General features: G+C 35.5%; 5 protein-coding genes. All 5 read right to left on the reverse strand.

What is annotated here, in order from left to right; genetic code table 11:
- A partial coding sequence (locus tag MRT15_RS08780) for a hypothetical protein (protein ID WP_304329710.1) occupies window positions 1–461 on the reverse strand: 461 nt, incomplete at its 3' end.
- Window positions 439–834 (reverse strand): hypothetical protein, encoded by a 396-nt coding sequence (locus MRT15_RS08785; RefSeq protein ID WP_304329711.1) that lies wholly within the window; start codon window positions 832–834, stop codon window positions 439–441. The genes MRT15_RS08785 and MRT15_RS08780, both read right to left, overlap by 23 nt.
- Window positions 835–862: 28 nt before the next feature.
- Window positions 863–2,170 carry a hypothetical protein gene (locus MRT15_RS08790; RefSeq protein WP_304329712.1) on the reverse strand — a complete coding sequence of 436 codons (1,308 nt, stop codon included), beginning with the start codon at window positions 2,168–2,170 and terminating at the stop codon, window positions 863–865.
- Window positions 2,155–5,241, reverse strand: a complete 3,087-nt coding sequence (locus MRT15_RS08795; protein ID WP_304329713.1) for a hypothetical protein — start codon at window positions 5,239–5,241, stop codon at window positions 2,155–2,157. Before MRT15_RS08795 ends, MRT15_RS08790 begins: the two co-directional genes overlap by 16 nt.
- Window positions 5,235–6,134, reverse strand: a 900-nt coding sequence (locus MRT15_RS08800; RefSeq protein WP_304329714.1) for a hypothetical protein, incomplete at its 5' end; no start/stop codon positions are given. The genes MRT15_RS08795 and MRT15_RS08800, both read right to left, overlap by 7 nt.

Here is a 6,134-nt window from a genome sequence, read left to right on the forward strand (position 1 = left end):
CCAAAAACCTCAACAACCATTTTAACATCATTGAATGTTGGAACATATGAGTTTGAAAGTGTAATGTTCATTATTTTAAAGCCGAGAGAGCAATTGTAGCTAAATGTATATTTACATCTATACTTGAAATCATATACTTGTAAGGTGGCTGAAGCCCCTACATACCCATCCTTTAAGATGACATTATATGATGACAACTCAACAATTAATGGGTAAAAATCCATAATGTCATGTAAATTTAGGTTTAGACGCTTAATGAATTCTCCACCATCAACATGAAATACTAATGCATCGCATATTGACCTTTTGAACATCAAATTTAAAGCTTGAATATAATTAGATGAAACATCTACACCTATTTCATAGTATGGGGTAAAATAAACCAATTGATAAATTAATGCAACATATAATACTGCAAACAATATTAGAATCTGTCCTCTACATCCAAACTTGCAAGACAATTATCCTAGTCACCCCCCTAAACTTCAAAATAAATGGCGCATTGACCATAAAATTGAAACTCTTAGAATTAGAAATGTATGAGAATATCAAATTATGATTATCATCATATACTAGTAAATTGAAGTTCAATCCCTGTGGGATAAGGGGTTTAATATAACTAACCAATAAACTCCAATCCCCATTATAAACGATTACACTTAAATCCCCACTGGAATCAAGCGTATATAAAGCGTTAAATGCTATGGATTGAAGATGGAAATAATCCATGGAGTAATTATAATTTGTTATTATGGGGATTGTTATACTGGAATATGAGATTATCAGCATTGCGAGAAGAACTTCAATTATTCTTGAAAAACCGCGATCAGCCATATTCACCACCAAGATGCTAAACCATATATCATGATGATTTAGTTCTATTGAACACAGACCTCCACATACCAACACCACCCTCCCCAATCCCAATTTTACATAGCAATAAGTGATGTGCACCGATTCTCAGAAAACTATATGTAAAACAGTCTTCATCTAGAAATCCTATGGAAACCTTCAATTCTGGAATAAAAGCAACATGAAAAACGCCATTAAAAACGTAAACAACTACGTAGGGGAAACCAGCATTGGGCAAAGTATTCACATGGATACTCTTATCAAACCATAATAACCAAATGTTATCAGCATTAAACCCTGATGGATATGAACTCCGATAGGATGAAGATAGAATATTGTTTAATCTTAAGGTAGATGGGTAATTCCATCCACCAAAGTAAACATACACCTTTCCACTTGAAATTAATTTCAAAAATAACCTCACATTACTTCCCTGAAATTCTCTTGATAGAGGGACATTGAAAGTGAAATTCTTAACAATAGTGGAATTAACCGTAAAGGAGTAGTTTGCCAAAATGGTTGACCCATTGTAATCAGGTCCACATACTCCAAAAATGGTATGGAGATCTCCAAGGCCACTAGCGAATATTGAGAATTCTAAAGAACCATTAGAAATACTAATTGGATTGCTAAAGACTCTACTGTAAAATGATATTCCATTCTCATCAAGTAATCTAGTTGATGAAGACCCAAGAACACCATCAACAATGCAATATTCGCCGCCAAAACTAGATAAATAGAGTTGCATTGGCTGTGCGATAATGGAGTTTACTTTGAAATCTCCATATAAACCAATACCAAATAATTGACCATATCTAACAAATACAACCATCAATTGAGGCTTAAACTTTAATGGGATACTCCCAAAGCCATTATCCAAAATTATATGATAATAATCATTTAAAGTTCCATTATAAAACAAGTAGACAAAAGCTTCACTACCGCAAGGTTTCATGTCGATGACATTGAATGATCGTATAATTATGGATTCATCTTTAAAATCCACCTTAACATCCAGAGGTGGAGAAATTTGAATGGAGAATATGTAATCCCCCATATTAATAGCTCCCCTCAAATACTCGTAATCCAAGTAATAGCCGAAAACTTGAGAGTAATTGGGAGATAGAGCTTGAAGGATTAATGGATCAATCCTCCCTCCAGGAGCTATTGAGTATAATAAGCGATTGATTACCACATCGTTGGGATATGTTGTCATGTGAAGGTATCTATCCGCAATGGAGTTCAATATACTTGCACTTGATGAGAATAGTAAGAATATCATGAATCCGGCGAAAACATATTCTACAACGTCTTCCATGAATAATCACCATTAACCCATAAACCCTCAAAAATTTCATGTCCAAATGCGTAAATGCTAAACATTATCTTATGAACCCTTCTTGGGAGGGATAGTGGATAGGATTCTATGATTCCATGAGTCAATTTCATGGTAACGGATGATGAGTAGAAGAGTTCATCAAACTCATCATAGAATAACATATTCAATGTGCAATTGAAATCCATGAAGCTCGATTTTGAAGCTAAAGTGAAATTAACAAATCCACCATAAACATTAACATATGACAACACACCAATACTTTCACTCCAACATAAATTGCAGAACTCATCCACTCTAGAAACCCATGCATTGCTAATATCCCTACAAAGCAACTTAATTACAAAGCTTCGGCAAAATGGTATCTTGAAGGTTATGGAGGCAACCCCCTCATCATCAGTTATACAATTAAGTTTGGTGATGACGGTATTATTGCAATGAACAATTAATAGCAACTCTACATGCGCTGGATCACCATTAAAGTAGTGGAACTTCAATTTGATGTCGAAGGAGAAATCCTTTGCCACAAATTTTAGGATATCACATTGTATACGTTTGAATGGAACAACCACATATGATGAACTTGAATTCGTAGACCTAATGATGAATGGGGAGTTAACATAATATACGGAGAACTCAAGCGAATCATTGAAGTTAATTGGAGGAACGCTGAATTTTGCATTCCCAAAATCATCAATTGGGGAACTCTTAAAATACCCATATGTAGAGTTCAAGATTAGCTCAAGAACCCCTCCCCTAAATCTTAGACTCTCATTGTTGAGATTCCAAGTTAAATAGAACAGTATATTATTGTAATCATAATCATTATTTACGGTGTAATACACTTTTAACCCATCTACATAGAATCTACTCCTACCAACAATACGTCCAGAATCATCTGAAAGAAGGACTTCATAGGAGCCTAAGGGACAATTTATACCATTTAAATAAACTATGAGTTTACATAACCCATTTTCATCAGTTGATATCGATATAAATGAAGTGTTGAATTCACTGAAAACAACTTTCGGGAGTATTAGTGTGAGATTCTTCAGAGGCTGATAATTGATTATAATCCCCATAGCTTCATATGGTAGGAACCTATACTCCGAATGCCAAGAACCACGCTTCCAGTTGACATAATACAATTCGATGGATGCAGGCTGCTTAATTTCAATGGAGAACGTACATGAATTATCATATGAGTCTGAGAATGCATGTAATGTAAAGTTGAATATCCCAGTTAAATTTAATGATGGAGTTACACGTAGCTCAACAATTTCAATGGGATCAGAAACAGATATGTAAACTGGATTCATGGAAAAATTATATTTGAAGAGGTTTGAGTAACTCGCATCACATGAAACTTCGAGATAAACATAATCGCTGAAACCGTTTATGGAAGTTAAGTTAACATGGAATAGTGCATCCTCACCCTTAATGATGGATATAAATGTTGGGTATATGGAAACATTAAAGTATTGTCCCTGCTTAACTTCCAATTTAAATGTGTTACTATCAACTATCAATCCATTATCATCAATGCCTCTCACAATCAGATTGTAAACCCCTTCAACAGCATAAGGGGAAGCGTAAACGTCGAGAACAACACTTCTCTCATATGAATTGATGGTTAATGGGTTTGTGGAGAATTGATATGAACAGTTTTGGGGGATACCCTCAACACTTAATTTGACCACACCACTATAACCATTAATTGGAGTTAAAGTTACATTGTATAATACATGAGACCCCTTTAAGACGCTATTGAAAGTTGGGTTCACCGTAATTGAGTATGAGGGAGCTACGTAACTTTCAACATTCAACACTATCCTCCTACTCTGACCATCAGAACCTATTGCTGTGAGTTCAATGTAGCAATCACCAACATCATAGGGTGTGAAGTCCACATGGAATTGAAATGGAGGGATCCCAGTGGTATTCCCCACCACATTATAACTAAGCCAATTTGGAACGGGCCCTATTGTAACTTGCACGGGAAGTCCATAGCCATATAGATCGCCAACATATATGTCAACCCCCCTTACGGAGCCTAATGGTATTCTAATGTAACTGTATGAGGAGCTTAAGGAGAAAGATGGTATTGTTAAATTGAAATCTTTTGAAGAAGGTAGGTAGCTACTATCCCCATCAAAAACAACACTTAGAGTTCTCACACCATACTGTATATCATTGGGGATAATGTATAGGAATGTAAATGACCCATCAGAGCTAGTATAGTTCGATGATATAAACGTGGAATCCATATACAAATTGATTTTTGCATTTGGAATACCACTATCACGACTATTTAGTAAGCGTCCACTCAAGTATATTGGGTCTCCCACATACCCCTTAGATGCACTTATAGAGCCAACAATATATGAACTCTCAAAATAGCCTATGGACAACGTTATCCTTAAACCATAACTTCCACTATAGAAGTCTGCAAGGGAATATGCATAATCCTCTAAGGCTCCAGTGGCTATGCTTCTAACAACCATTGTAACTGAAAAGTCAAGTCTATCACCCTTAGAGACACTTAAATCCAAATCTTGAGAGACTGAAATGTATTGATCATTAAAAACATATTGATCTTCACCCGAATAATATAGGGTAAGGGATTTTGAAGCCAATGTAACCCTATAATTCATGAAATCCACATAGACTCCAATGCTGGCTTCAGCTGAATATGTGTTGGGGAGGCATATGGATTTAACATACAGTTTACCCATAAGCGTATATTTAATCGATAACTTCTTAATAACCCCACTAAACGGTGAAATGAGGTAACCTTTAAAAATTAGAGTTAAGTCAGCTTCATTCAATAAAGAACCCACATCCTTCGTGGCGGAACATACAGCTTTAAGTAAACCTCGATTCTTATCATAACTATAAGTGAAGCTCCCAGTACCACAAGTATAGTAGAAGGGTTGAAATTCACTAAATGGTGGAGCAAGAGGATAATACAAGATGCAATTGGAAATGGGAAGTGAAAGCAATAATGTTAGTATGATCATTAACGGTAGAAACAGAAACCCCTTCCTCACCATAACCTTACACCACCATAAATTCCAAGGATGCAAATGTAACAGGAGATCAATGCATGCTTAAACCCTCCAAAAATGGTCCCACTGGAAATCTTCCCAACGAGTATGCCAATGAAGAATGAAGTTAAAATTATCATGGAATTTATTGTGGAATTCAACTCCATGACCACACTTTTATCAATGCTAAGGAGGATACTTTGACCTGGAATGAGATATCCAGCTCCAAAGAAGCTAAGGAACTTAATTAACTGGGAGGAAACGAATATTAGCATGAGCGAGGAAAAGTATCCCACCAAAACATAGAGTTTCAATTCATTTTCAATTCTACGCTTAAATTCATAGTAATCCCAGCAGAACTTCGAGAGATGTGAAAAAATTTCAGGCCTACCACCCCCAGTGGATATAGCCTCCCCAAAAAGCCAAAACACCCTCTTAGCAAACCATGAATTAACCATAGAAATCAGATCGTTGAATATATCAGCTATAGACTTCATCGATGATGTCAAAGAGGAATGTATGTTATGAATAATATCATCAAGAAGTTTACCATAAGACCTACTTAAAGTAAGTGTCAAAGCATTCTCAACACTTAAACCAATCTTAACATAATCTGATATATCCCTAATGAACTTAGGAAGACTTGAATCGATGGATCTGCATTTAATAGCATTATATTCATGAAATATGCTTAAAGGAACCAATAAAACTGTTGAGGAAACTGTGAAGAGAAGGGGGAAATCCACCCTTAAATTTAGAAGGATAAACAATGTCAAGACAAAGGGGGGAATTGAATAAAGCAATATGCGCTTATAATTACCAAACCTAAATGGGTATTTCAATTGGCTAGAATCAATTATTATGAAAATCGAAAACGCCATTAATGGAGTAAAGATGAA

This window comes from Candidatus Culexarchaeum yellowstonense, assembly GCF_024707025.1.
GTDB lineage: Archaea > Thermoproteota > Methanomethylicia > Culexarchaeales > Culexarchaeaceae > Culexarchaeum.